Genomic DNA, 21,244 nt, shown 5'->3' with positions numbered 1-21,244 from the left:
TCTACCTCATATTATGTTGATTAACAAAATCAATTACCTGTGCGGCGACTGGCAAGGGGGCATCTTCCATTAAAAAGTGTCCGGCCTGTTCAAAGATATGCAGCGTGGAGGAGACGATGTCGCACTGCAAACGCCTTGCATACTCAACGGGTTGCCATTCATCTTCGGCGCCCCATAAAATCTGTACGGGCAGCCGGAGTTGCGGCAATTTTCCTGCAAAGTCACTGGTGTAACACTCATTATAGTGCGCAACCTGATGCTGATAAAATGAAGGTTGCCCTACCACACCACAAAGCGGTGCAAGATAATTTTCCAGCCGCTGCTCAGTCATACGATCCTTATTAAAAACCGCCATCTTTAACTGGTGCCACATCGCGCGGTAATGCTCAGTGGCGGGGATCAGCGCATAATCCGCATAATTATCCCGCATATCTCTCCATGTGGGCGAAGGCCAGGAGTTGTAGCTGGGAATATCGGCAATCGTAAGCGTCTTCAGAAGGGATGGGTTGTCGAACGCCAGTCTGAGTGAAATGGCCCCACCGATATCGTGACCAAAAAGATCTGTTTTTTCGAGCTGCCAGTGTTCAAGCAGTTTCAGCAGAAAACTGACTTGAGCGGCAACCGAGGTATCAGCCGTCAAAGGACGCTCTGATGCGCCAAACCCAGGCAGGTCATACAGATGAACGTGAAAACCCGCATCGACAAATACCGGCACCAGTGACTGCCAGATTATTGAGTGTGCGGGCGTGCCATGAACCAGCACCAGAGGTGTTCCTGAACCATGGACTCCGGTCGCAATGCGACAACCATTTATCAGAACGTCGTCATTCAGTAATGGGTTATTAGCGGGCATCGGCTTTCTCCGTTGTGTTTGTTTCAGTCAGGCTATCCGTTGACTGAATATGACACCAGTGACATTCTTTCCCGCTGTAATCCTACTTTTGTCATACAAAAATGAATAAACGACTCTCCGTTGACTCACTCAGAGTGTTCCGGACCGTGCTGCAAACGGGCAATATGAGTAAGGCCGCATTACTCCTCAACCTGAGCCAGTCCGCTGTAAGCTGGAAGCTCAGACGGCTTGAAGATCAACTTCAATGCCAGCTATTAACGCGCATCGCCGGAAAAGCCGTTCCGACAGAAAAGGGCAGCGTTCTGCTGCAACATGCGGAAAAAATACTTACTGAACACGATCATGCCGTAGCCTATTTTTCGCCTTCGGCACTGCGTGGCAAGCTGCGAATCGGGGTCACTGAACACATCTCAATGACTGAAATATGCGGGGTGATTTCAACCTTCACTCACCACCATCCAGAGGTGGATATACAACTGGTGGTGGAGCAAAGTCATCTCCTGCGTCAGCATTTTTCTGAAGGAAGTCTGGAGATCATTTTACATCAGGATTTCACGGGCACGGCATCGACGGAAGATAAGGTATTGTGGAGTGAAAATTTATACTGGTACGCAACGCCTGCCTGGCGACATGACTCGGATAAGAGCCTGAAGCTTATTACCTGGGGACCGGATTGCTATTACCGTAACCTGGCTGAGGAGAAACTTCGCCAGGCAAACATTCCATTTGCTGTGATGCTGGAGTGTCCTTCAGTAGCAGGTATGCTTGCGGCGATAACCACGGGGCTGGGGGTGGGAATACTCAATCAATACAGCGTTGATAAAGCGATTTGTAGCATGCCTGAACTTGAGAAATTGATGCCTCTGCCGTCGGTCGATTGCCTGCTACGCCTGAATAAACACCGCGTTAATCCAGCAAGCGAGGCCTTCTGCGAGATGCTGACCAGGCTGATGCATAAAGATTGAAAGTGAAGTGGCTGCAATTAGTTGATGAATACACCGCGTTGTAATAAATATCCGCGTCTGGCACTAAGCAGACAAACAACAAGGATGTTGCATCTGCTGTGAGCGCAAATAGAAGCCCCCATATCATTACATCACCCGAATCAGGATCCGCTATTTTCTCACAGGCAACAACGCTGCATTCAAAAGGAGGATCGTGAACATATCGCCTGTCCGGGTGTGATCCCCGTTTGCCTTTGAAACATGGCAATAAACGACGACGCGCTGTTATAGCCGACTTCGAAGGCTACACTTTCCACTTTTCCACCTTTTTCCAGCAGGTGCATGGCTTTTACCACACGCATCCGCTGACGCCACTCGTTCAGCGGCATACCCAGTGCCTCCTGACATTTCCGGTTAAGCGTTCTTATTGTCGTCCCTGATGAAGAAGCCAGTTCTGCCAGCGGCGTATCATCCGCCAGATTTTTTTCGAGTTTTTCCAGAATCCCCTTGAGCAGTGGATCATCAGTGTAGGGCAGAAAATTTTTATAGCGCTGTGCGCTTTTCAACTGGTCACGGAGCACGTCGAGGAGCCGATGGTTTTCCTCAGAAAGCGGCGACAGAAGAGGATGCAGCCGGAGATGTTCAAGCAGGGCAATCGTAAGAGGATTTACCTGCAGTGTGCAGGGCACTTCAGGCATGCCCAGGCAGAGTTCAGGCATCAGGTAAAGTGAACAGTGGGTAGCAGAGTAGCGGTTCAGCCCTTCATGTACGACGCCCGGCGGCAGCCAGATACCATAGTTAGCCGGGGCAGTGAGGTGATCGCCTTCCAGCCTGACTTCCATAACTCCGCTGAAGGAAAAGACAAACTCACCCCAGGGGTGCGAGTGCACGGGATAGGTAGCCCCGGCGGGCATGTCAGCTACCCTGAACCATGCCGGGCCGGGTAGTTCACGTGTGAAGGGGGGAGAAATAAGCTTTTTGTTTAGCATGACTGAACCCGATTGATTCCTGCATTTACCTGCTGTTTTACACTACAGGATGTCCTTTTCACACTATATGCTCTATCCACGTCACTGCCATACTGAATTTTTTCAGGAGGCAGAGATGACGTTCAGGCGAAAAAATGCGGATCTGCGCGCAAGCGCAATAATGACGGTGCTCTGCATCATATGGGGAGTACAGCAGGTCGCTATCAAAGGCGTGGCAGAAGAAATTTCGCCCGTGTTACAGGTAGCTCTCCGCTCTGGCATTGCCGCTCTGCTTGTGCTGGTCGTAATGACCTGCAAAAAAGAGTCGCTGCGTCAGTCCCGCCCTTATCTGATGGCTGGATGTGTGGTCGGGCTGCTGTTTGCACTGGAGTTCCTGTTTGTTGCTGAGGGGCTCCGCTATACCTCTGCCTCCCATATGGCGGTTTTTCTCTACACTGCGCCTGCCTTTGCCGCTGTCGGTCTGCAGCTTTTTCATCCTGATGAGCGGCTCATGCCTGCACAATGGGGAGGCATCGTTGTTGCGTTCATCGGCATTGCGGTGGCGTTCCTTTCCGGGAGCAGCAGCACCGGCGACACAGTGAGAATGCTGACCGGAGATGTGATGGGCCTGCTTGCTGGGCTGGCATGGGGAGCCACCACTGTCGTGGTGCGCTGTACTGCGCTGAGCCAGGCACCGGCAACGCATACACTGTTTTATCAGCTCACAGGTGCCTGCATTTTACTCTTTCTGTACGCACTGTTCAGCGGACAGCTTCATTTCAGGCCTGGAGTCACCGGAAGCCTGAGCCTGCTTTTCCAGATTTTTATTGTCGGGTTTGCCAGCTATCTGACCTGGTTCAGCCTGATGAAAACCTATCTGGCCTCACAGCTCGGCGTATTGTCGTTCATGACGCCGGTTTTCGGTGTCCTGGCGGGAATGCTGTTTCTCGACGAGCAGCCTCAGCCGGGCTTCATCTGGGGCACGCTGCTTATCCTGAGTGGAATCATTATTGTCAGCGGCTGGCCGTGGTTTATCACTAAGCTGGACCGGTCTGCTGCGCGTCGTCGTCGTTCAACAGGGAGAAATCCCTGAAAGTTCTAATCGTTTTTGCCCACCCGGAATCGCAGTCGTTTAACGGGGCTGTAAAGACAATTTTATGGCGTGGATGGCAGATAATACGTCGCAGGAAATCAGAGAGGCCTGTCTGGAAAAGTGGGCTACATGGCTGCGTTATATTGATCAGTAAGCGCCATTGTTTTTTCATCCGCGGGAAGATTACACCGACTAGCAGCGTCTGCGGCCGGGTATCGAGGCAAAGACAGGCTTTCAGTGGAATCCCCCGGCAGGCCAGACACATGACGCTGCTGCCGCTGCGTACACGAATAACCTGAAAAAATAAGGCAATCATGGTTGTTAACCACTGGAAAGTATTGTCTGTGGGTTCTCCAGAAGGGGATGCTGATTGAAGATTGACATCCCGCTTGGGTTTACGCGTTATCATATTTTTAATTTCTCTATGGGAGTCTGCGAAATACCCCTCCTTGTTAACTTCCGCTTCTGGCATTAACCGGAGCTTATAGAAAATACGGCCAGGGAATTAACATTCATGTTGTGGCGCTGTCTTTTTTCTTTATGGATAATAATGTTGCTCTTAAAATCATAGCGATGGTTCTGTAAAGAGCGCATGTGGACGCATCAGTATCATTTCTATTTTTTTCTATCCTTCAGCCACAACCTTTATGCCTTCTTCGGGTTCCCAGACATTCCACATCTCCCAAAATATTGTTGCAACGGCGTCCTTGAGCATTTCGGGCGGGAAAATTTTACTCTGCGAAAACGTCCCGATATTTGCACTGATTCGCCCATCATTGCCGCTTGTTCCAATATTCATTGCGAAGAAATCACAGTGCATTGATAACCAAATAATTCTGCCACAAGTGCAGGACGAGGGGTTATGAAGGGTAATATTAGTTACTGTCGGGGCTTCAGGCATATTCATCATGTCACATCCTTTGATATTGAGTTGAAAGCAAAGGCCGGAGAAAACCGGCCTGTTTGGTGTAAGCAAAATCGGCGATTTATTAAGCGAAAATAAATACGTCTCATCATCTGTTAATAAAATGCTTTGATTAAGATGTGCCCGGTAGCTTAATGTCCTTCAACATACTGAATGCAAGCTTCATATGATCTTCACTGACAACAAATGCCCGTAGTGCACCGTCTTCGTCACGGCCTTGAGCAATTATGCCTGCCGGGGATAGCGCCATTTCCCAATGATAAGCAGCATTCGCTGGATCGCCCGCCAGCTGAAGCGGCATATCCGGCGTTTTAATCTTGATCAACATGGCTGGTAGCATCAGTTTGGCGTTGTGGCCGGTAAGATTTTTAGCCAGCGTCATTGCCGCAAGGGCTGCTGGTTGCAGATAGGGCATCGGTTTCCCCTGTATTTCTGCACAATCACCCAGTGCATAGACATCGGCAACCGACGTGGCAAGAGTGTCATCAACTACAATCCCACGACGTGTCTTAATCCCACCACTCTTCGCCAGCGTAAGATTAGGGCGTAAGCCAATGGCACACACCACGGCGTCAAAGGTCTTTCTCTGTCCGTTACTGAAACTTGCCTCCAGTAAATCATTATGCCGGGAGACTTGAATGAGTTCCTGCCCGAACATAAATTCTACCCCGTTGTTCATTAAACGGTTTTGCAGCCGAGCACTGATTTCCGGTGGTAACAGCGTTGAAAGAAGGCTGTTACTTCGATCCATTACCGTTACTGCTTTACCAGCACGGTTAAAATCCATTGCGAGTTCTGTGCCGATTAGGCCACCGCCGACTATCAGTATTTGATGCGCATCAATAAGCGCTTTGTCATAGCGTCGGTATTCCTGCTGACTGTTCAGCGTGAAGATCAGATCACTGCCTTCTATCTCCGGTACGATAGCCTCGGCACCGGTGGCAAGTACCAGCTTGCCATAGATGTAATCGCCCGCGCTGGTGGTGATAATGTGTGCAGCCGTATCAATGCACGAAACTACGGTAAAAGGATGCAGCATGATGTTCTGGCTTTCCGCCCAGTCTGCTGCTGCTTGTCGAGTGAGTGCCTCAGCGCGATAACCCATACTGAAAACATGACTGAGTTCGGGCTTGTTATATTCATCACAGCTGTCGGCAGCAATGATGCGAATCGGCACATTTTTGTCCAGATGCCGGATGTTTTTGACCAGCTGGCGGGCGGCGAAACCTGAGCCAATCACCACAATGTCTGCTGACATAGACTCAGCCCTCGTAAGGTTCGAACACGGATTTACCCAGCGCGCATCCAGGACATAAGAAATCGTCTGGTACGGCTTCCCATGCGGTTCCTGGTGCGACATCCTGATTTGGTTCGCCCTCGGCCGGGTCGTAAACCCACTGACAAACCGTACAAATCATTTTCTGTCCGATGTTCTCACCCGCTTCTACTACGCCGACGCCATCCTGGTTTATGGGCACGGCGGCTGCAATAACCGCAGCGGCATTATTCGCTGCGACGACGGCTACCGGCAGCGGCATGAGCGCCCATTCACGGGCGATTTTGCGGCCATGCTCGCGGCACTCTTCCAGCGCGGAGAGGTCGGGACGCCACTTAGTTTTGAGCGCAATCGTCATATCAAAACCGGCATCCTGCAGGCGGGTGGCTACGCGATCCACCGCTCCGCCGGTCCAGCCATAAGAACCGAACGCGGAGGCACGTTTATTGCGGAATTTCAGGCCGGTAATCTCTTCCAGCATGCCCGCCACCTTCGGCATCATCACATTGTTCATGGTGGAGGAACCGACCAGAATGCCCTTGGAACGGAAGCAGGAGGTAATGATTTCGTTTTTGTCGTGGGTGGAGACGTTGTAAACCTTCACGGCAACGCGAGGATCGGTTTCGCGGATGCCCTCGGCGATAGCATCCGCCATCATGCGGGTATTGTTAGACATGGTGTCGTAGAACAGAGTGATGCGATCTTCCTGGTAATCCGCAGCCCATTGCAGGTACAGCTCTATAATCTGCGTTGGATTATCGCGCCACACCACGCCGTGCGAGGTCGCAATCATACTAACCGGCAAATTAAATCCGAGTATCTCATTGATTTTTGGGGTAACCAGACGTGCAAAAGGCGTCAGAATGTTGGAAAAATAGCGCTGACATTGGTCAAACAGTTCGTGTTGGTCAACTTCATCGTTAAACAGATGTTCATCGCAATAATGCTGGCCGAAGGCGTCATTACTGAACAGCACGGCGTCCCCGGTCATGTAAGTCATCATGCTGTCCGGCCAGTGCAACATTGGGGTTTCAACAAAAATCAGTTTTTTGCCGTTGCCGAGATCAAGCGAATCACCGGTTTTAACCACGTTAAAATTCCATTCAGGATGGTGGTGATGACCATTAATGGAATCAACACCATTAGCAGTGCAGTAAATCGGCGTGCCTGGGATCAGCGCCAGCAGTTCGGCGAGTGCGCCAGAATGGTCTTCTTCGGCATGGTTAATTACGATGGCATCGATTTTTTTCAGATCAATTTCTTCTGCCAGATTTTTAACAAAATCAGTGCGAAATTTCAGATCAACTGTATCGATCAGGACGTTCTTTGCTTCGCGAATAAGGTAGCTGTTATAGCTAGTGCCCCGCTGCATCTTGTACTCTTTGCCGTGAAAGTGCTCAACTTCCCAGTCACGTTTGCCGACCCAAAAAATATTGTTTTTTACAAGAATGTTCATTTGATGCCCTGTTAGCGTAAGTTGGTTTCACATCAGCTTTGCATCAAATGTGCCAGTTTTTAAGTTGCTGATATTTGGGTATTTACATTAACTTCATTGTTAAAATTACACTGGCATATTTTGTGTTAATGACATCGAATTGTTAAAATGACAATACATGTGATATAAAAAAACCGCCGCAGCGGGTCAGTGATATGGCTCATTTCGATGATTCCGGAATATGAAGCTCGCGTTCAAATCCGTCGTCTTCTAATGCAATGTCTGGGTCAGCAAAAAATTCAAGATTGAAATAAGTGTCATCACTTAACAACTCAATGCGGTGCCAGGATAGCGGCGGGCTGATGCCAAACTGCCCGGCGATAAGGGTGGTTTCCATTTCGTGTTCTGTCTTGTGTTCACCGGCGAAACCATACTATTTCACCGCACCGCACATAACTGAAAGCCTGCCATATACGCCTTTTTTCGTGTTGTGATGTGTCAAAAGCGCTTGCGGCACACTCTTTTTATCCCAGAAAGATGTTGAGCGGGTATGTACAAAATGTTTAGGGATGATATGAGCCATGTTGGGCCTCCTGTTAGCAGATGATGCCGCCCTGGGTAAGCCAGACGCGGCGTTGTTCGGCGAGCTCATCTTTCTCGGTGCTGTGTTTAAATACCGCAACGCGCAGACGCTGCTGTTGGGTAAAGCGCTCTTCGCGAGTGAGCTGATGGTCGTCGCTGAGTTCGCACAGCAGCACATTCATATCGTGGATGACATTGTTGCGAATGGCTTCATCAACTGTTTTGAGGACTTCATCTAAATGTTTCATAGTGTTATCCGACATAAGTGTTCAGCTGTTGCAACAGCAGCGCACCGGCAACGATAAGTGACAGTGGGGTGTAAGGGATATCTAAATCAACCCAGGCTTTACGTCCGGCATATTCGGTTTCAAAATGCAGGCGTTCTGGCGACGTTTGTCGGTAAGTGAACGCCAGCCCGCGGCCGCCGCTGCCAAATGTCGCCCAACGCAGGGCGTCAGCGGCTATTGCAATTTGTTGTGTGTTAAACGCCTGGCTGCTTTGTTGCTCTGACATGGTCATACTCCTAAGCTACATTATCTAATCTGATAAGGCATATTCCATGCCATTACTTAACACGTTGATTTGCATCAAACAGGCAAAACGGGATTGTGCTAAATACAATGCGTTTAGTTGTCTTTGAGACAATTCATGTGCAGGTGACAATATGACGCTTTCTGTTGAAACACTGGCGGCGCTGGCTGTCGATATTCAAAATGGTGTACACGGACGCGATCGGTTTATGCGGATGATTAACAGCATCCACGGCGCGCTAAACTGTGATGCGACCGCGCTGTTACGCTACGAGAATCAACAGTTTCGTCCGCTGGCCACTGCAGGTCTGGCACCGGATGTGATGGGACGGCGATTCAATCTTGATGTTCATCCACGGCTTGAGGCCATCGCGCGCGCTGGCGATGTGGTGCGCTTTCCCGCCGACAGCGATTTACCCGATCCCTATGATGGATTGATTCCCGATCAAGGCGATTTACACGTTCATGCCTGTGTCGGCATGCCGCTTTTTATCGGACAAACGTTGATCGGTGCCCTGACGCTGGATGGCATTAATGCCACTCAGTTTGATGAATACAGCGATGAAGAGTTACGAGTGCTGGCGAGCCTGATGGCGGGCGCACTGAACAATGCCTTGCTGATGGAGCGTTTAGAAAAACCCGCCTCATCCTTTACACCGTCACCACACCGACCCGAAGAGAACGAAGAGGTGGAAATCATCGGTGATTCGGCGGCGTTAGCGCACCTCAAACAGCAGATTGGAGTGGTTGCTCCTTCTGATCTCAGCGTGCTGATCATGGGCGAAACCGGCACCGGTAAAGAGCTGATTGCTCAGGCTATTCACCAACAATCTCAGCGCGCAGCGCGGCCACTGGTATATTTGAACTGTGCAGCCCTGCCGGAAAGCGTGGCGGAGAGCGAGCTGTTTGGACATGTCAAAGGAGCGTTTACGGGTGCCATTCACGATCGGCCCGGCAAATTCGAGTTGGCGGACAAAGGTACGCTATTTCTTGACGAAATCGGAGAGCTTCCGCTTTCGCTGCAGGCCAAGCTTTTACGTGTGCTGCAGTATGGCGATCTGCAGCGGGTGGGCGAAGATAAGCCACTTACCGTTGATGTGCGCATTATCGCCGCAACCAACCTCGATATGCGTAAGGCGGTGACCGATGGCAAATTCAGGGCTGATCTTTATCATCGCCTAAGCGTCTTCCCGCTGTTCGTCCCGTCGCTGAATGAGCGTCGGGACGATATCGTGCTGTTGGCGGGCTATTTCTGTGAAAAGTGTCGGGTTAAATTTGGTCTGTTAAGCGTTGCGCTAAGTTCTGGCTGCCGCGCTATGCTGCAAGCCGCGAGCTGGCCAGGAAATGTGCGCGAGCTGGAACATGCCATATACCGCGCCGTGATTATCGCGCAGGCCGAATCACGCAACGGCGAAGTTATTCTGCTTCCGCAACATTTCCAACTGGAGAATAGCGAGGCTGTTCATGCAGAACCGATCAAAACGTTGCTAGCAACGCCAGTGATGAACCTCAGCGAGGCGACGCGTAAATTTCAGTACGATTACATCAAACAGGTCTATGAAAGCTGCGATCGGGTGTGGGCTAAGGCGGCTAGAAAGCTGGAATTAGATCCGGGTAATCTTCATCGGCTGGCAGTCAAACTGGGCCTGAAGTAAAAAGGTAGCCTTAATCGAAAACAGGCCAGGAAATTCCTCCATTCTGTAGGGTAAAACGTTTAAATGGGTCAAAGAAAATGTGACCTGCTTACCATTGCTTCACACAGAATGTTGTTCGCAACTTCCGCACTGGTACTAAGCGGACATTTGCCTCATCTTCAACTAACAACCTGAAACCGAAGCCTGCCTCGTTAAAATTAAGCTGGCGGCCGGGAAATATCAGATGATGTTGTGAACTGGCACTAAGGCTGAACAAGGCTGTTCTGACGGTCAATGTTAAAGCCAAACACACAAAACCCCAGTAAATCTTTTGCCTCATCCTCCACCCGCGTAATCATAACCAAATCGGTGCTACCGCCGGGCAGCTTTACCTCAAACGGAGGGTAAGGAAGACCTTTTGTCCTGAAATCCTGCAACCAAAGCAACTTCTCGGCTTGAGACGGTATCACTTCAAAAATATGGCGATGGGTAATGTCCTGCATTGGCCAGCCAACCCGCGCTGCAAAGGTATCACTTGCGTCAACAATCATCAGTTCAGGGCTGAGAAAACAGATAGAGGTGTCAGGCGCAGCATACATCGATGAAATCTGATGCGCGCGCTGCTCAAGAGACATTCGTGCCACACGACTATGAAATTTACGGCCAGAGCCAGCGGTGAGAAAATTATGTGTTTCTTCAGCCGGGATCGGCCTGCTGAATAAGTAGCCTTGTGCATAAGCGCAGCCGATACCCCGCAACATCTCAGCCTGTTCCTCTGTTTCAACACCCTCAGCAATGACGTCCATATCCAGGCTGCGGCCCAAACCGACTACGCTGGAGATAATTTTCCGGCTATCCTTTTTCTGAAGCATTGAACGAATAAAACTGCCATCAATCTTAATCGTGCTGGCGGGAAGCTGGATTAGCCAGGCAAGGCTTGAACAGCCGGTGCCAAAGTCATCCATAGCAATCATACAACCCATTTCAGACAATGCTTCGAGTTCTGCATGAGCCGTCTCTATATCATCGATCAATGCTGTCTCGGTGATTTCAATCCTGAGCCGCGAAAGGCTGAACTGATAACGTTCAGCCAGTTTTCTTAAAATTTCGGGAAGGCGCTTACCGTTCAGTTGCGAAGGAGAAACGTTTATAGACAGAAACTGGTGTTCTGGCCAGGTGCTCGCTGTCATGAATCCCTGAGCGGCCAGACTTGTCATCAGCTCATTGAGTAACCGATGATGTTCCATAGCCGGAATGAACTCAGCCGGAGATACGATAAGCCCTTCGGGCAAAATACGCCGTGCCAGCAATTCAAAACCCACTACGCGCTGATCCTCAAGTGAGACTATCGGCTGAAAAAAAGGTTTAAACTCGCCCGACTTAATTAGCTGCTGATAAGCTGCACGAGCATCAGCATCTTTCAATTTTTCATTCATTTAAATATCCTGAAACGTATTTCTGTAAGGCATTGATGACCTGAGCGGGAATGGAATAGAAAACCTTTTTTAAAACCCTGTTTTGTTTGCGGCGGAAAAATTAATCTTTTGCAAACGTCATTTTGCGGAGGCCTTAAATTGTCTATGGTTATTAAGTGCGATACACATAGCTATAATGTCAGTGAGCGGGGAAAGTTCATGAACATAAAATGCCATACTTATTTAACCCACGGGTCTGCATGAGGCTGATGGTATCTGGTATGGTAAGCCAGAAACAAAGTGAAACCAATCTCATAAAAATATCGCTTAAGTTAAATATTAAACCCTGTTAATACATCCAATATGATCAGCAGCCAGTTTCTCTTATGAATTGCTGAAGTATACCCCTGGATATCAATAAGTAATGTGCGGGTTTTCGCCTGTCAGCAGAAGTGACATGCCACAGCTAAACCACTCATTTAATATCCGCGATAGCCAGCTAGTATCAATCCACAACCGCGTATCAAAACTAAGAGTAACATTTCAACGTAAATTTCGTTGGGAGTCAGAGCGTCGGGATTATAAGGCCTGAAATTTTCCAGATATCATAGACCAAAGATAATTTCGCGCCACATGATTTCAAAAAAATAAATTTAGCCCGCTGGCGGTGAGGCTCATCCATCACCTCAGCTCCGGTAGTTGTCGCTGGCGAGCTATCTATAGCATCTTGTTACAGTATTAATTCAAACCAGCGACCTTTAACTGAATATCCAGAAAGTTCTGCCGATAACCCTTTCAGGCATATTTTTATGCCTGTATATGCTCACCAGGAGAAATAATGCTGAATTTATTCCGGAAACAGTCCGCCAAAGAGCCGACAACGATGGATATCGCTGAGAAATTTATCGATGAAACGATGGATGTGGATCATAGTGATGCCACGCTGCTGAAATGTATTATGAACCTCAGCCAGAAAGGCTACTGGTATGTTGAGACGACCGATCTTAAAAGTGACGCGCCTGCATTTGTTTCACCTGAAGCACGTCAGCTTATGGGATTGCCTCTGCAGAAGGAGGTCGGGCTCTCTTCGCTGATCCAGATGATCCATGCGGATTTCCGGGAGGCGTTCAAAGGTTTGATAAGTCATACACTCAAACATAGCGGTGATGAAAAGCTGTTACGCTGCCTGATAAAAACTGGCGCAAATACCTTTCAGTGGTTTTGCATCCGTGCATCATACAGTCGTGAATTTACGCCGCCGCGCCTGGTTGCCGTTATAGAGAATACAGAAGAAGAAACGTCACAGTCCCGCAAGTTTGATATTGTCTCCACCCGTTTTGACCTGTCGCGCGAAATGCTTAATGACGGCCTCTGGGATCTGGATATTATTGGCGGAAATCCCCTGAATCCCGACAACGTATTCTGGTGGTCACCGCAGTTCAGGAAGCTGCTGGGTTTTGAAACCATTGAAGAGTTCCCTGATGTGATGGACAGCTGGGCATCACGCCTTCACCCGGATGACAAACAGAATGCGCTCGATGCTTTCGTCAGCCACCTGATGGACTTCAGTGGTAAAACCGGTTTTGATATTGAATATCGTCTTAAACTGCGAAGTGGTGAATACCGGTGGTTTCAGGCCCGCGGGCAGACTAAACGTGCACCTGATGGTACCCCTTTGCGTGCCGTCGGCGCGCTTATTGATATTCAGGGCCGTAAAGACCGTGGGCGACATGAGGAAAGCGAAGTCAGGCGAAACATTCAGACCGCCGAAACCGCAAAAGAAATTGCCGAACTCGTCTCTGAAAACGGGATTATTGCTGCGCAGATCAAACTCATTTCACTGAACGCCAGTATCGAAGCCGCGAGAGCAGGTGTACATGGCCGTGGGTTTTCTGTTATCGCCAGTGCTATCCGGGGATTAGCAGAAAGGACGGCAGATATCACCGGACACATTTCTCGTCTTCAGATGCGAATAAGTAATTCTGCTAGCGGCATAGAAAAATCGCCTGAACAATAAACATCACACATTGATGAACACTTACCACAGGTAAATACAGGGATGTTCTGGTGAAGAGATACCACAGCCTGTCTCTCATTTACTGTAACCAGAACATCAGTTCAGTTCGCAGTTTCACTCTATGAAAATTCTCCCGGAGTGGGTTCACATTTCATTATGCGAACTTGCTCTGGGAGTTACTCAGCACCTCAGAGCAAATATCTGGATAGTAAGTAGCCCGCAAGCTTTCTCATCTGTGGTTCACATCCGGAAGTGCATGATGATAGCAATAGGGTGATGAATAACAATCATTTTTCTGCCAATGTCAGCTCCTGGCACTGAGCAGACAGCGTTGCGCACAAATCAACGTTCACTCTACGTTCAACACCTCCCCAGCCGGCGCCTTAACGGTGGCAAAATCAACCTGTTAGCTGTCCGTTTTTACCGCAAATATCATTTTCCTGTCATTTATGTTCTTTACGCTGTCAGCTTTTCCTCATGGATTTAATATTATGAAAATAAAAACGATTTCTTTAGTTATCAGTTGTGCGCTCTCGTTTTCTGGTCTTGCGGCGCAACCTCAGGCTGAGCACTATATCGTCAGTTTTCCGGAAGGTACGCGCGTTAGCTATAACGGCGCGTTCGCCAGTGCGTTTCCGGATGGTTTGCCGGTGGGAATCGGCTCCGGTTTGCTGTTTACCGGTAAGCAGGGGGATGCGCTCACCTTCGCGACCGTCACCGATCGTGGGCCGAATGCTGACTCACCCGATGTGGACAAACATGAGTCAAAAATTTTCGTCACGCCAGATTTCGCTCCGCTGCTGATGAATATTCGGGTGCAGAACGGCAAAGCAGAAGCCACGGACGCCCGACCGCTGCATGACGACAAGGGCAATATCAACGGATTGCCGCTACAGGATGGTGTCATCGGCTCAACCAATGAAGTCGCGTTAAGCGACACACTGAAAGTGCTGAAGGGCGATAACCGTGGTCTGGATACGGAAGGCATTACGCCGGACGGGAAGGGCGGGTACTGGTTGTGCGACGAATATGGCCCGTTTCTGATTAACGTTGATCAACGCGGTAAGATTCTGGCGATTCACGGGCCGCAGGCCATGGCAGGGGAAAAATCCATTGCGGGCGGACTGCCTAATATTCTTAAGTGGCGTCAGCCTAATCGTGGTTTTGAAGGGCTTACCCGTATGCCGGACGGGCGCATCATCGCCGCGGTGCAGAGTACGCTGGATATCAACGGTAAAAGTAAAAAGCAGGCGCGCTTTACCCGCCTGGTGAGCTTCGATCCGGCAACCGGGAAAACAGCGATGTATGGATACCCTATCGACAGCCAGGCTTATAGTAAAAACAACGACGCCAAAATTGGCGATATCGTGGCGCTCGATAATCAGCATATTCTCTTGATTGAACAAGGCAGCGATAAAAACGACGCGATGCGCAACCTTATCTATAAGGTGGATCTCAGTGCGGCTACCGATCTTGCCGCATTCGATAAGCCTGGTGAGTATCCGGAGGCTGACAACGAGAAAGCGCTGGCGCAGCGAGGCATTAAGCTCGCAGCTAAAACGCTGGTGGTCGATTTACGTCAACTCGGCTGGCAGCAGGAGAAGGCCGAAGGACTGGCGCTGATCGACAGTAAAACGCTGGCGGTCGCCAATGACAATGACTTCGGCGTGAAAACGGTCATGCAAAATCCGGTGGAAGGTAAGAAGCGCAAGGATTATCGGCTGAATGAAAAGGGGGAACTTACTATAGAGGGTAAGCCGGTTGCAACGACGATCGGCGTGAAGCCGCTGAAGAAACCGGAGTCGGACAGCGAGTTGTGGATCGTAACGATGCCGGAACCGCTGAAATAAACGTTCCCCTTACCCTGGGCTGTCTCCTTAATTTCCTGATTTTCTGTAAAAGAGCAGGATTCAGCCCGGATTTGCCAGCGAAAGATCGGTCTGCGCCGTTTTGTTATAGCGGCCGGCAGCAGACCGATATTCGTTTAAGCAGTTAAACAGCTTTCCACCGCGTTGCGGCATTAAGCGTCACTGGCGAACTTTAAACGTCAGCCTGGCGTTTATTTTTTATTTTCAATGCGATAACCGCTTCCTTCTGCATCCGAGCGCTTTCGATATCGGGCAACCCGGTCAACTACGGCTCAAGTCGCCAGGTTACAGGGCGTGATTATAACATTGTGTAATAATGTGTTATCTGCCTCTTCAACAGATACTCACCACCGTGTAAGTTCTGGGGTCTTATACGCTTGTTGTCCCCATAATCCGCTGAGGAGAAAGAGAGTGAAAGCAACCGCAATGGCCGCTACAAGTCTGTTAATGCTGATGAGCAGTGTTCACGCTGAAGGTCTGACGACATCGGCAGAGGGTAAAAACCTCACCGTCAGCTTCGGCCAGCCCACCATCAAACAGGTGCTGCACTACCGAAAAATGTATGACAAAAAGCCGTTTCCGGATGCGGAGATTTATTATTACGACAACGGTACCTATAAAATCATTTCTCAGGGCGAAAACCACTACGGCGTTTACGTTATGCAGGGCAAGTTTGATGATGAAACTTTCACCGTGCGTTTTATCTCTCTGCCTTCTGCTGACTGGGGCAATAAAACCGCTTTTCATCAGTTAACCTTTGTCAGGGGGGACGGGCAGAACGTCTTTATTCAGAATGCCATTGTGGACACGGGTGAAGCCATTGCGCAGCAGAACGGCACCTATACTCAGGAAAAAAACACCGTAACCAACCCGGTTTCAACCAGCTGGGAAAACAAATAATTGTCGGGTGGCAGCGGGTCTGCCACTCTGATCCAAACCCGGTACCTGCCACGTTCCTCGCGCAGGATCGTATTAAGTTTTGGCTGGCGCACACCTTCACACATTTATTTTTTTACTCAGAAAATGCATAGCCGCAATTAAATGCCTTATATTTCCTAGCCTGATGTACATTTGCCTTGCAGCGCCCACGCCAGCAGTGTGAGCGCGCTGCAACATGCAGTACCGGTAATTTGCCTATGAAGGGTAACTCCTGCTTTTTTTGATACTGCCAACACTCAATTTGTCAGGTCCTGAGGCGCAAATATGGACAGAGTTTCACTCCTGCTGGATGTGCAGGATGTCGCTTTTTCAGTCGGGGATAGGCAGCTACTGAAACCGGTCTCCCTGCAGTTATATCAGGGTGATTGCGTCTTGCTGACCGGCCCATCCGGAAGCGGAAAAAGTACCTTCCTCAAAATCCTTGCTTCGCTGATTACCCCCACCTCCGGGCAACTTTTCTTCAGGAACAGTGATATCACCACGCTGAGAGCAGAGGCCTATCGCCAGCAGGTCTCGTACTGTTTTCAGACGCCGCAACTGTTTGGTCAGACGGTATATGACAACCTGGCGCTGCCATGGCAGATTCGACGTCAGAAACCTCAGCGGGACAAACTTGTTGCTGCGCTGGAAAGCGTAAATCTCTCTCCGGATATGCTGAATAAACCTGTTGAACAACTATCAGGCGGAGAAAAGCAGCGTGTCGGACTACTGCGCAATCTGCAGTTTATGCCTGAGGTACTGTTACTGGATGAAGTCACCAGCGCACTTGATGAAGAGAACAGACTATCAGTACTTTCACTGATTAACCGGATCTCAGCTGAAGAAAAGGTAGCCGTGGTGCGGATTAGCCATGACGTTAACGATATCCAGCAGGCTGAGCAGGTGCTTCGGCTTGAGCCGCCAGAAAAGGAGAATAAGCGTGAATCAGCATAATATCAGTGACACCTCTCTATTGCTGTCACTGACGCTGGTGGCCATAGCGCTGCTTATCAGCCAGAAAGAAAAGCTCGGCATGAGCAAAGATATTCTCTGGAGTGTATCCCGGGCGATAATTCAGCTGGTCATTGTCGGCTTTGTATTAAAGTCGATCTTCGATGTTAATAACAGCTGGCTCACGGTATTGATGGTGCTGTTTATCTGCGTTAATGCCGCGATCAACGCCCGTAAACGCGGACGAAATATTGATAACGCCTTTACGATATCGTTTATCGCTATTTTTAGTGGCACCGTTATCACGCTAACGATTCTGGTGCTGAGCGGGGCGATAGCGTTTATTCCGATGCAGGTCATCCCCATCACGGGCATGATCGCCGGTAATGCCATGGTCGCAGTAGGGCTCTGTTACAGCAACCTGAACCAGCGCTTCAGCGACAACCAGCAGAAAATTATGGAGATGCTGAGCCTTGGCGCATCGGTGAAGCTGGCATCAGGCCGCATCATTGCCGACAGCATTCGTACAGCTATGATGCCGACGGTGGACGCTGCCAAAACTGTCGGACTGGTCAGCCTGCCAGGGATGATGTCCGGACTGATTTTCGCCGGAATAGATCCGCTCAAGGCGATTAAGTATCAGATTATGGTCACGTTTATGCTGATAGGGACCGCCAGTCTGTCAACGATCATTGCTGTCTATTTATCCTATCGTCGTTTTTATAATGCCAGGGCGCAGCTAAAAATATCGGATAGATCGCTGGATTAGTGAAACTGATTGGCGGATCTGAAGGTTATAGCTGGTGAGGAAAGTAAGTCTGTTATCAGACGCGCTCGGTTGCTTGCGAGCGCTTAACTGACAGCTGAGTGCTCAGGGGATGCTGCAAAAAACTCCCCGCTGATCTGAAATATCCCTGCAGGGTTCGTGCTTTGATTGTTCATCTGAATGCCTGATACACAACTGGCTTTGGTGTTTAATTCTGCCTGTTCTGATAAAGGTCCCAGCGGTTGCCGTACAGATCTTCAAAAACCACCACGGTTCCGTACTCCTCTTCACGAGGCTCCTGGGAGAATGTAACGCCTTTCAATTTCATGGCTTTGTAGTCTCGCCAGAAGTCATCCGTCTGCAGAAAAAGGAATACTCTTCCGCCGCACTGATTGCCAATAAAACCTTCCTGTCTGTTATTTGAAGCGCGAGCCAGAAGAAGATTGCAGTCGCTTTCAGGGTCAGGTGTAACTACAACCCAGCGTTTACCTGGCTGCGGTGTATCCTCAACAAGGGTAAAACCCAGCTTTTCGGTGTAATACTCAATTGCCCGATCATAGTCATCAACCACGATGGCCACATATCCCATACATCGCTTCTGCGTTCTCATTTCTGCTCCGTCATTTTTCAGGCCTGGTTGCCTTGAAACATTGTTTTAACACAAACGAGTATCCCTGGTTTAAGTGAATTGATTCAGTCATCACAGTATTCAGCCGTTGCAATAAAGATACATCAGCTGACATCAGCCTATAATTTTTATAAATTCATGGCGCGGGTATAAAAAAATGTTTGAGGGATTTACTCATACACAAATCAGACTTTCTGAAGCAGTGCTAAATGTTCGCTATGGAGGTAATGGTCCTCCGGTTTTGCTGTTGCATGGACACCCCCGCACCCACGTAACCTGGTCAAAGGTGGCCCCGCAACTTGCCGAATCTTTTACCGTGGTTTGTCCCGATTTAAGGGGATTTGGCCGCTCATCTAAACCTGCAGATGAGCCCAATCATGCTGGTTCTTCTAAGCGAGCTAAAGCGAAAGATGGTATTGAGTTGATGAGCCAGTTAGGTTTTGATCAATTCGCGCTGGTGGGACATGACAGAGGTAGTTATACAGCATATAGGGCCGCACTTGATTACCCTGAGCGAATTACACGACTTGCTGTACTGGATTGTATACCCATACTTGAAGCGCTCAACCGATGTAACGAGAAGTTTGCCCGACAGTGGTATCACTGGTTCTTCTTCGCTCAGCCTGAAAAACCCGAAATGGCAATTTTAGCCGATCCGGACAAGTGGTATGGAGGCCAGCCCGAAACAATGGGGAATGATGAATACATTGAATTCAGACGAGCTATACACGATCCGGAGACTGTACATGGGATGATCGAGGATTATCGTGCCGGTCTTACTATAGACAAAGAGCATGAGCTTTATGATCGTCAGAATGGGCGATTGATTGAATGCCCGACGCTCTGTTTATGGTCAAAATATGATGATCTGGAAGATATTTACGGCGACCTATTGGGCATCTGGAAATCCTGGGCACCGCATGTTCGGGGTAAAGCGATAGCCAGCGGTCACCATATGGCTGAAGAAGCACCAGAAGAAGTTACCACTGAGCTCCGGCATTTTTTGTTGCATGAGAATCCTTAACTGGCCGGTGCGCAGTAACATAACATCCCATTCTCCACCACAGAGAACGAATCGTTGTTCCTGCATTGTCATGTTATGGTTAAAACTCTTCAACAACATGAGGATAGCAACATGATTGTCAGAACATGGCACGGATGCGTACCGGTCAGGCACGCCGAAGGTTTTGCAACTCACTTGCAGAAGACTGGTGTTGAACATTCAGAAGCGACGCCAGGGAATCTGGGAGCCTATGTACGCAGAGAAACGCAGGGCGAATGGGAACATTTCTTCCTTGCGACGTACTGGGAAGATTTAGAAGCCATCAAAGCCTTTGCAGGCGACCAGTATAAGATTGCCGTTACCTATCCGGATGATGAACAATATGAGTTGTTATCAGATCCCTACGTTTTTCAACATCAGGTCCAGACTGTAATCCCATTATAAGTATTTGCCTGCCGCCGCCAGAAGGCGGCCAATCTCTCACCTGTGTTAGTCCGCTGACTCAGCATTAAATTTTACCAGGCGAAAAGCATGACTTTTAACACAAGGTTTAGATAAAGCCTTTTAATTGTAGATTGACCGATCTACAATCAATCGTCAGCACAGGAGAACCTTATGAAAGCATCAGCAGGCAGACCCAGAGAATTCGATCCAGAGACCTTCCTCAACACCGCACTTGAATGCTTCTGGCAGAAGGGATATCAGGCAACATCTATGGCTGACCTAATGAAAGCATCGGGTCTGGCAAGTGCCAGCATCTATAAACTTTATCCCGATAAGCGCGCTATCTACCTGGCTGCTTTGCAGAGATACATGGATGAAGGCATTTCAAGGACAGTGAAACGAAATGCAGAAATGTCGCCAGAAGCTGCCTTGCGAGAAACGCTCGAATTTGTGGCTCAGTTATCATCTGCTCCTGCCGGAGAGAAAGGGTGCTTTACTATTGCGGCAGCCAGTGAGCTTTTACCCGGAGACGAAGAGGTTAAAGGCAAAGTTTCCTTTAAATTTAACCGTTTAATTAACGAGTTAGAGAATATCTTAAAAAGAGGCCAGGATCAGCGGGTATTTCGACAGGATGAAGATGCGCGAGTAATGGCTCAAAGCATTTTCATGATGATGGAAGGTATGCGGATATATGGAAAACTCCAGCCAGAGATTGGAGATCTGAGAAAAAGTAATGACTTCATTGTCAGAACGATACTTTCAGACACCCATGACGTAACCGGCAATAGTGCGGTTAAGGCATCCGCATGATTGAAGTGGGCACCATTGTTCGGCGAAGAAAAAGAAGAAGAATAATGGTGGTAATTGAATATTCAGATGGCATGGCATTGTGCGGCTGGGTCGATAAAGGACGTTTTTTTAAAAGGCGTTTTCCACTGTCTGAATTAAAAATAGGCGTGCCTTATTCAAATTTCTGGTCACTCACCTAAATCAC

General features: G+C 49.0%; 21 protein-coding genes and 1 pseudogene. 12 read left to right on the top strand and 10 right to left on the bottom strand.

Annotation, left to right across the window (positions count from 1 at the left end; genetic code table 11):
- Position 1 precedes the first annotated feature (1 nt).
- On the bottom strand, positions 2-853 hold the full coding sequence (locus tag AFL22_RS02425; protein WP_052270732.1) for an alpha/beta hydrolase: 852 nt from the start codon (positions 851-853) through the stop codon (positions 2-4).
- Between the two features lie 101 nt (positions 854-954).
- Between AFL22_RS02425 and AFL22_RS02420 the strand changes: the two genes are divergently transcribed.
- Positions 955-1,818, top strand: coding sequence for a LysR family transcriptional regulator (locus AFL22_RS02420; protein ID WP_072123797.1), 864 nt, complete (start codon positions 955-957; stop codon positions 1,816-1,818).
- A 179-nt stretch (positions 1,819-1,997) separates the two neighbouring features.
- Here AFL22_RS02420 and AFL22_RS02415 read toward each other — a convergent pair whose 3' ends face one another.
- Positions 1,998-2,786, bottom strand: a complete 789-nt coding sequence (locus AFL22_RS02415) for a helix-turn-helix transcriptional regulator (protein ID WP_052270730.1) — start codon at positions 2,784-2,786, stop codon at positions 1,998-2,000.
- Positions 2,787-2,901: 115 nt separating this feature from the next.
- On the opposite strand from AFL22_RS02415, the gene AFL22_RS02410 reads away from it, so the two are divergent.
- Positions 2,902-3,858 carry a DMT family transporter gene (locus tag AFL22_RS02410; protein ID WP_052270729.1) on the top strand — a complete coding sequence of 319 codons (957 nt, stop codon included), beginning with the start codon at positions 2,902-2,904 and terminating at the stop codon, positions 3,856-3,858.
- Positions 3,859-4,483: 625 nt separating this feature from the next.
- Here AFL22_RS02410 and AFL22_RS02405 read toward each other — a convergent pair.
- The 6 genes and pseudogenes from AFL22_RS02405 to AFL22_RS02380 form a co-directional block, all read right to left on the bottom strand.
- Entirely contained in the window at positions 4,484-4,768 is a 285-nt protein-coding gene (locus AFL22_RS02405) for a hypothetical protein (protein ID WP_052270728.1), read from the bottom strand.
- A 127-nt stretch (positions 4,769-4,895) separates the two neighbouring features.
- Entirely contained in the window at positions 4,896-6,041 is a 1,146-nt protein-coding gene (gene norW, locus AFL22_RS02400; protein ID WP_052270727.1) for an NADH:flavorubredoxin reductase NorW, read from the bottom strand.
- A 4-nt stretch (positions 6,042-6,045) separates the two neighbouring features.
- Positions 6,046-7,515 (bottom strand): anaerobic nitric oxide reductase flavorubredoxin, encoded by a 1,470-nt coding sequence (norV, locus tag AFL22_RS02395; protein WP_052270726.1) that lies wholly within the window; start codon positions 7,513-7,515, stop codon positions 6,046-6,048.
- 199 nt (positions 7,516-7,714) lie between these two features.
- Positions 7,715-8,077 (bottom strand): annotated as a pseudogene (locus tag AFL22_RS02390) (DUF1971 domain-containing protein).
- Positions 8,078-8,090: 13 nt separating this feature from the next.
- Entirely contained in the window at positions 8,091-8,324 is a 234-nt protein-coding gene (locus AFL22_RS23040; protein WP_072123799.1) for a DUF2526 family protein, read from the bottom strand.
- Positions 8,325-8,328: 4 nt separating this feature from the next.
- Entirely contained in the window at positions 8,329-8,589 is a 261-nt protein-coding gene (locus tag AFL22_RS02380; protein WP_052270724.1) for a hypothetical protein, read from the bottom strand.
- A 151-nt stretch (positions 8,590-8,740) separates the two neighbouring features.
- Between AFL22_RS02380 and norR the strand changes: the two genes are divergently transcribed.
- Positions 8,741-10,261 (top strand): nitric oxide reductase transcriptional regulator NorR, encoded by a 1,521-nt coding sequence (norR, locus tag AFL22_RS02375; protein ID WP_052270723.1) that lies wholly within the window; start codon positions 8,741-8,743, stop codon positions 10,259-10,261.
- A gap of 242 nt (positions 10,262-10,503) precedes the next feature.
- On the opposite strand, the gene AFL22_RS02370 is transcribed toward norR, so the two are convergent.
- The gene (locus AFL22_RS02370) at positions 10,504-11,676 is read right to left on the bottom strand and encodes an EAL domain-containing protein (RefSeq protein ID WP_052270722.1); all 1,173 of its coding nucleotides are present in this window, start codon (positions 11,674-11,676) and stop codon (positions 10,504-10,506) included.
- Between the two features lie 817 nt (positions 11,677-12,493).
- Between AFL22_RS02370 and AFL22_RS24625 the strand changes: the two genes are divergently transcribed.
- The 5 genes from AFL22_RS24625 (at position 12,494) to fetB (ending at position 18,178) form a co-directional block, all read left to right on the top strand.
- Positions 12,494-13,672: a PAS domain-containing protein gene (locus AFL22_RS24625; RefSeq protein WP_010247031.1), complete on the top strand. Its 1,179-nt coding sequence runs from the start codon at positions 12,494-12,496 to the stop codon at positions 13,670-13,672.
- 491 nt (positions 13,673-14,163) lie between these two features.
- On the top strand, positions 14,164-15,522 hold the full coding sequence (locus AFL22_RS02360; protein WP_052270721.1) for an esterase-like activity of phytase family protein: 1,359 nt from the start codon (positions 14,164-14,166) through the stop codon (positions 15,520-15,522).
- A 429-nt stretch (positions 15,523-15,951) separates the two neighbouring features.
- The gene (locus tag AFL22_RS02355) at positions 15,952-16,440 is read left to right on the top strand and encodes a hypothetical protein (protein WP_033787078.1); all 489 of its coding nucleotides are present in this window, start codon (positions 15,952-15,954) and stop codon (positions 16,438-16,440) included.
- Between the two features lie 303 nt (positions 16,441-16,743).
- Positions 16,744-17,412: an iron ABC transporter ATP-binding protein FetA gene (gene fetA / locus AFL22_RS02350; RefSeq protein WP_033768911.1), complete on the top strand. Its 669-nt coding sequence runs from the start codon at positions 16,744-16,746 to the stop codon at positions 17,410-17,412.
- Complete coding sequence (fetB, locus tag AFL22_RS02345) at positions 17,399-18,178, top strand: iron export ABC transporter permease subunit FetB (protein WP_033787077.1); 780 nt, start codon at positions 17,399-17,401, stop codon at positions 18,176-18,178. Before fetA ends, fetB begins: the two co-directional genes overlap by 14 nt.
- Positions 18,179-18,383: 205 nt before the next feature.
- Here the strand turns inward: fetB and AFL22_RS02340 are convergent, their stop codons facing one another.
- Entirely contained in the window at positions 18,384-18,785 is a 402-nt protein-coding gene (locus AFL22_RS02340) for a VOC family protein (RefSeq protein ID WP_033773415.1), read from the bottom strand.
- Positions 18,786-18,960: 175 nt separating this feature from the next.
- On the opposite strand from AFL22_RS02340, the gene AFL22_RS02335 reads away from it, so the two are divergent.
- The 4 genes from AFL22_RS02335 (at position 18,961) to AFL22_RS02320 (ending at position 21,239) form a co-directional block, all read left to right on the top strand.
- Positions 18,961-19,827 carry an alpha/beta hydrolase gene (locus AFL22_RS02335; RefSeq protein WP_052270720.1) on the top strand — a complete coding sequence of 289 codons (867 nt, stop codon included), beginning with the start codon at positions 18,961-18,963 and terminating at the stop codon, positions 19,825-19,827.
- Between the two features lie 111 nt (positions 19,828-19,938).
- Positions 19,939-20,250 carry an antibiotic biosynthesis monooxygenase gene (locus tag AFL22_RS02330; protein WP_052270719.1) on the top strand — a complete coding sequence of 104 codons (312 nt, stop codon included), beginning with the start codon at positions 19,939-19,941 and terminating at the stop codon, positions 20,248-20,250.
- 171 nt (positions 20,251-20,421) lie between these two features.
- Complete coding sequence (locus AFL22_RS02325; protein WP_052270718.1) at positions 20,422-21,060, top strand: TetR/AcrR family transcriptional regulator; 639 nt, start codon at positions 20,422-20,424, stop codon at positions 21,058-21,060.
- Complete coding sequence (locus tag AFL22_RS02320) at positions 21,057-21,239, top strand: hypothetical protein (RefSeq protein ID WP_033768919.1); 183 nt, start codon at positions 21,057-21,059, stop codon at positions 21,237-21,239. Before AFL22_RS02325 ends, AFL22_RS02320 begins: the two co-directional genes overlap by 4 nt.
- Positions 21,240-21,244: the final 5 nt, after the last annotated feature.

The organism is Pantoea sp. CFSAN033090, assembly GCF_001264395.1.
GTDB classification, from domain to species: Bacteria; Pseudomonadota; Gammaproteobacteria; order Enterobacterales; family Enterobacteriaceae; genus Pantoea; species Pantoea agglomerans.
Note: the sequence above shows the minus strand (reverse complement) of the source record. Positions and strands in the feature narration are given on the sequence as shown.

Excerpts from the sequence above, each read along its gene's own strand:
- AFL22_RS02425 (WP_052270732.1), bottom strand. The coding sequence starts at position 853 with ATGCCCGCTAATAACCCATTACTGAATGACGACGTTCTGATAAATGGT.
- AFL22_RS02420 (WP_072123797.1), top strand. The coding sequence starts at position 955 with ATGAATAAACGACTCTCCGTTGACTCACTCAGAGTGTTCCGGACCGTG.
- AFL22_RS02415 (WP_052270730.1), bottom strand. The coding sequence starts at position 2,786 with ATGCTAAACAAAAAGCTTATTTCTCCCCCCTTCACACGTGAACTACCC.
- AFL22_RS02410 (WP_052270729.1), top strand. The coding sequence starts at position 2,902 with ATGACGTTCAGGCGAAAAAATGCGGATCTGCGCGCAAGCGCAATAATG.
- AFL22_RS02405 (WP_052270728.1), bottom strand. The coding sequence starts at position 4,768 with ATGATGAATATGCCTGAAGCCCCGACAGTAACTAATATTACCCTTCAT.
- norW (WP_052270727.1), bottom strand. The coding sequence starts at position 6,041 with ATGTCAGCAGACATTGTGGTGATTGGCTCAGGTTTCGCCGCCCGCCAG.
- norV (WP_052270726.1), bottom strand. The coding sequence starts at position 7,515 with ATGAACATTCTTGTAAAAAACAATATTTTTTGGGTCGGCAAACGTGAC.
- AFL22_RS23040 (WP_072123799.1), bottom strand. The coding sequence starts at position 8,324 with ATGAAACATTTAGATGAAGTCCTCAAAACAGTTGATGAAGCCATTCGC.
- AFL22_RS02380 (WP_052270724.1), bottom strand. The coding sequence starts at position 8,589 with ATGTCAGAGCAACAAAGCAGCCAGGCGTTTAACACACAACAAATTGCA.
- norR (WP_052270723.1), top strand. The coding sequence starts at position 8,741 with ATGACGCTTTCTGTTGAAACACTGGCGGCGCTGGCTGTCGATATTCAA.
- AFL22_RS02370 (WP_052270722.1), bottom strand. The coding sequence starts at position 11,676 with ATGAATGAAAAATTGAAAGATGCTGATGCTCGTGCAGCTTATCAGCAG.
- AFL22_RS24625 (WP_010247031.1), top strand. The coding sequence starts at position 12,494 with ATGCTGAATTTATTCCGGAAACAGTCCGCCAAAGAGCCGACAACGATG.
- AFL22_RS02360 (WP_052270721.1), top strand. The coding sequence starts at position 14,164 with ATGAAAATAAAAACGATTTCTTTAGTTATCAGTTGTGCGCTCTCGTTT.
- fetA (WP_033768911.1), top strand. The coding sequence starts at position 16,744 with ATGGACAGAGTTTCACTCCTGCTGGATGTGCAGGATGTCGCTTTTTCA.
- AFL22_RS02340 (WP_033773415.1), bottom strand. The coding sequence starts at position 18,785 with ATGAGAACGCAGAAGCGATGTATGGGATATGTGGCCATCGTGGTTGAT.
- AFL22_RS02335 (WP_052270720.1), top strand. The coding sequence starts at position 18,961 with ATGTTTGAGGGATTTACTCATACACAAATCAGACTTTCTGAAGCAGTG.
- AFL22_RS02330 (WP_052270719.1), top strand. The coding sequence starts at position 19,939 with ATGATTGTCAGAACATGGCACGGATGCGTACCGGTCAGGCACGCCGAA.
- AFL22_RS02325 (WP_052270718.1), top strand. The coding sequence starts at position 20,422 with ATGAAAGCATCAGCAGGCAGACCCAGAGAATTCGATCCAGAGACCTTC.
- AFL22_RS02320 (WP_033768919.1), top strand. The coding sequence starts at position 21,057 with ATGATTGAAGTGGGCACCATTGTTCGGCGAAGAAAAAGAAGAAGAATA.